Origin of the sequence: Methanobrevibacter sp. (genome assembly GCF_045577275.1) — an archaeon.
In the GTDB taxonomy this organism is placed as follows: domain Archaea; phylum Methanobacteriota; class Methanobacteria; order Methanobacteriales; family Methanobacteriaceae; genus Methanobrevibacter.
The window spans coordinates 1-4,785 of record NZ_JAZNIB010000193.1; the positions used below are offsets into that span (position 1 = coordinate 1).

Consider the following 4,785-nt stretch of genomic DNA (forward strand, 5'->3'; position numbering starts at 1 on the left):
AATATTTTATTTATTATTATTTTTTATTTAATTAATATTTAAATTAATTTTATTGATATTATTTTTTATTTTATTTTATTTATTATGATTTTAATGTTTTAGATTTTCTTATTTTTTTACGATTTTCAATTTATTTTTCAGCTGATTTCATGTTAAAATCTTCTAGATTTTCATGATTTTTTAGAGAGTGAGAGGTGTGTTTCTAGTGAAACGTTTTCGAGGGTCTTGAAAGAATCGACGGGTCTATTTCATTTGTATTCACTTGCAATTTAACTGTCTCTCTTTTTATGAAAAATTCTTCATTAAAATGCTTCAATCACGATTTAAACTTCAAATAATAATTTTTAATTTTTTCGTTTGAAAAATTTACACTTGAAATATATCCCTTCATTTTCGTTTTTTACCAAATTTGCTTTCACTTGAAATGGTACTCTCTGTCTATTTTTCACCAAAAATTAATCATTTTATTTCAGATAATCTTTTAAATCTCATATTGAATTATAATTATCCTGTAATTTTTTAATTAAGCTATAATTATTAAATTATAACAAATTAAATTACTTAATATCTAAAATTGGTTTGATTTAATCATAAAATTTACTTTATTTTAAAAAAGACATATATTTCAACTGTAAATTCTGATTACAGCTTATTAAAACTCTTTAATACACTTGCAATTTAACTCATATTATTAAAGTTTTTCCATAGTTTTATTTTTTAAGAATGTTCACTAATTCTGAAATGATAAAAAACTTTAAATATGTAATCTGATAAACAATAGTAATACAGTTGAAATTTTACTATTGAAAATGAAAAATCTTTTTTTGCATTAGTTTTATTATATTCATTTTTATTAGAATATTAAATTTAACTTATAACTTTATTTTTAGAACACGGGAGTGAGTATTCTAAAATTATTGAATTATTAATTATTATCAATTTTCATTGTTAATTGTTAATTCATTATTAATTCATTATAATTTAATTATTAATTAATTATTATTTCAATTTAATTCTTTTATTACATTTATGGGATGATTAAAGATGAGCGACAATATTTTTGAGGGACTTGATGAGGTCTTGCCTTTGGATGATAAGATCTTCAAAGACAAGAAACCTTTAGATCATCGTTTCTTGCCTGATAACTTGCCTCACAGAAAAGAGCAAATTACTGCAATTGCAAGGTATTGGGTTGAAGCGCTAAAGGGAACTACTCCATCAAACATTACAATATATGGAAAGACAGGAACCGGAAAGACAGCAGCTGCAAAGTTCGCAAGGGAACAGTTGATTGATGCAGCAAAAGACAAGCCTGTTTCCATCAAGGTGGAATATGTAAGATGCACAGATTTCAATACAGAATATCAGGTTCTAACCTACCTATGCCAAAAGTTAGGTAGAGAGGTGCCAAGCCGTGGATGGACCAAAGGGGAAATCGTAAATGCATTCAGGGACATATTGAAAAGAAATGTATACGGCAGAAACATGACATTGATAGTCATTTTGGACGAAATTGATATTCTTCTTGAAAAGGATGGAGATGGATTATTATACACACTTACCAGAACTGATAATATTGCTATATTATCAATCAGTAATTATCTTAACTTCAAGCAATACATCAAGCCAAGGGTTGCAAGCAGTTTGATGGATAAGGAAATCGTATTCCCTCCTTATGATGCACAGCAATTGGCTGATATTCTAGAAGAAAGGTCTGAACTTGCATTTTATGAAGACACTCTTGAAGAGGGAGTTATTCCTTTATGTTCAGCTATGGCTGCAAAAGAGGAAGGGGATGCAAGATACGCTCTTGACCTATTGGAAAGTGCTGGAGACATAGCAATTGACAAAGGATCAGAAAAGGTCTTGCGTGAATATGTCCGTGAAGCTAAGGATGTAATCGAGTACAATAAGGTAAAGGATGTAATCGTAACCTTGCCTACCCAACAGCAAAGGGTCCTTGCAGCTATCCTAAAGCTTACTCAAGATCAAGAGGAGATCACTTCAGGCAAACTGTTTGAGTCATATAAGGAGATTTCCCAAGGGGATGCCGTAACATACAGAAGAATCTTTGACTTTGTCAATGAATTGGAGATGTTAGGTATTATTTCAACCAATACTGTATCTAAAGGAAGAGCTAAAGGACGAACAAATATCATTAATCTCCAGATTGATACAGACTTATTGGAAGAAAATCTTTATAATGTACTTTAATTAAACTTTTTTGGTCAATTATTTGACCACTTTTTTCTATTTTTCATCTGTTTTTTTTTTTTAATATTAAAAACAATATCCGACTATTGTTATATCACTTCATTATCTCTTAAAAAATGAATTTAGTTCAAACAAATTTCAGTATAGTGAAAAGTAAACAATAAAATCAACATGGTTTTCATTTAAATGAAAAGTAATATAAAAATTAGAAATAATTTCCTTTTTCATTATAAATTAATGCAATTTAATTTCCATATTCATTTATATCATTTTTTTTAATCATAACTCATTTTCATTATAAAATTAACATCCTGAACCTTAAAGTAATCATATTTCAACTCACCATTTGATATTAGCTCATTGGTCATGTTCTTTGGAATGGCCACTAAAACTGTTTTAAAGTCATTTATATGATTTTTATCAACATTGAAATGAATGGAATATATATCCTCTGATGAATTTTCCATATCATTAATAAAAAATGGATTCAAATCAATCACTTCTTGATTTAACCTTTCCTTATCATCATTTGTTCTATTCAAGCTTTCCAAAATCCAATATGAGTTGCTGCTTTTTACAGATTCATCACTTATCAAATAATAATCATAGTCTTCCAATGATTTCTTATAGATTCTGAAGTTCTTGCACAGCCAAAGAGATCTTTCATCATTCGTATGATTTGTCAAATCAGGATTTGTATCATGATTGCAGATTTCATCTCCATCAACATCATCACCAATGAGTTCAAAGTCATTGAAATCATACAATACAAAACTGGAATAATAGTCACATTTCACTGTTCTATTTACAACTGCAATGTCATTATCATTGACATTATCATCTAAATTTCCCATAACGAAAGGCCCTATTTTGCTCTTTAAGGGATAAATAGCCATTGAACTTTGATAGCTACCATTCAATAGATTCCTCTCTATCAGTACATCATAATTGTTTTTCACCTTCATCAGCTTATTGTATGATATTGAATTTGACATTATCATTTCATCGCTTTCACTTTCACTGTAAAATTCACCATTTTCCACTTTCTTTTTCTTGACTGCGAGTCCTGGAATGATATTATTTGACACGATTCCATTATTCAATCCATCATCATCTTCCCAATTTTCAGGATTTCCAGGATTGTTCAAGAGATAGTCAGATGACTCTATTGCTATCGTTTCAAGTGTATTGAACTCCTCTTCACTTAAAATCTTTTCATTCAGGCTGTCACTTAAATTGGCAATTGCAGCTATTATGAATAGAAGGAGCATGATTGACAGAAGCAGTTCAGTGGAGTGCAGGAGGCCATATTGGTCTTTAATCAAATGCCTTATTTTATATGGAAGAATATTATTTTTGATTAAATGATTTATTATCATTAATTGGCCTCCTAAAAGTCACTCATTCCATACTTGACCTTATGGCCATGTGGGTCAAGATACAATATTTCATTCATTCCATCTTCACTATTGTAGATGACTTCCACTCCAGGATAAATGTCATCACTGAATATTACATGATCGCTACCGCATGCAGATACACGGCCTGTTTCATTTGTGCTATGAGGATTGATGAAGGTTTCAAATCCATAATGTTCACAACCGCTTTTTCCTTCAAGTCTACATAGATAGCATGCTCCGTCTCTGCTTTCATGATAGTATCCGTTGTCTCTGCAGTTCTTCATTATCTTGCCGTTGTCATCTCCATGATGGGCATAAGGGTCATATGGACATTTCCTGACAATTAAGGGAGAGCTGGCATTCTCATAAAAGGAGTAATTCTCCACTCCCTTTGACTTTAGGAATTCAGACAGCGAATTTCCATAACTGTAGTCTGTATCATTCCAGCTGAGGCCATTATGGCCTTTGCAAAACAATAATGGAACAGGATCTCTTAGATTGATGCAGTCAACATCAGAAGATATGACATTGTCAAAGGAATAGTCCCCCTTTACACTAGCTATATGGGTTTTGAATTTATATGAGAATGGATCAGTGGTGTTTTCAATGGATATCAGTGATGAATTTATCAATATATTGTAGTTATCATAGTATTCCTGATTTTTTTCTATAAGTTTTTCATCAATTCTATCCTTCAAGTCACTTTCAGAATCCAAAGATGGCCTTTCATTCTTAATCACATCTTCGCTAAGCTCTTCCAATGCTTCGCGTTCCAAAAGTGGAATGTTTCTGATATAATCGTTCATTATATATTGATAATTATTGGAGGATATGATTTCGTTCTTTTCATTTTCATGTTCAATTGCTGTATTTAGGACAATGATTGAGAGAATAAGGAAACTGATTAGAAGCAAACCACTGATGATTATTGAAAAATTCCCGTCTTCATCTTTAAGGACAGTTTTTATGGGAATTTTCCTATACTTTTTATTCTTATTATTTTTCTTTATTTTAGTTTTAATCTTCATTAATAGCTTTATTATTAAAAATACTATTTAAATCTTGCGCAATTTGAATTTTAATTTTAGATATTCATTATAATATGATAAAAAGAGTATAATTTAGTTTTTTATTAAAAAATTTTAAGATGATTGCAATATGATAAAGAACT

3 protein-coding genes are annotated in these 4,785 nt (G+C 29.9%); 1 reads left to right on the plus strand and 2 read right to left on the minus strand.

All coding sequences use genetic code 11. From position 1 onward, the window contains the following. Window positions 1–1,044 precede the first annotated feature (1,044 nt). A complete protein-coding gene (locus ACKI67_RS05735; RefSeq protein ID WP_407462477.1) occupies window positions 1,045–2,214 on the plus strand; it encodes a Cdc6/Cdc18 family protein in 1,170 nt (389 codons plus the stop codon). Between the two features lie 275 nt (window positions 2,215–2,489). Here ACKI67_RS05735 and ACKI67_RS05740 read toward each other — a convergent pair whose 3' ends face one another. Together ACKI67_RS05740 and ACKI67_RS05745 are read right to left on the minus strand one after the other, a co-directional pair. Beyond that, entirely contained in the window at window positions 2,490–3,593 is a 1,104-nt protein-coding gene (locus ACKI67_RS05740; RefSeq protein WP_407462478.1) for a hypothetical protein, read from the minus strand. 11 nt (window positions 3,594–3,604) lie between these two features. Beyond that, complete coding sequence (locus ACKI67_RS05745) at window positions 3,605–4,642, minus strand: hypothetical protein (RefSeq protein WP_407462479.1); 1,038 nt, start codon at window positions 4,640–4,642, stop codon at window positions 3,605–3,607. Window positions 4,643–4,785 lie beyond the last annotated feature (143 nt).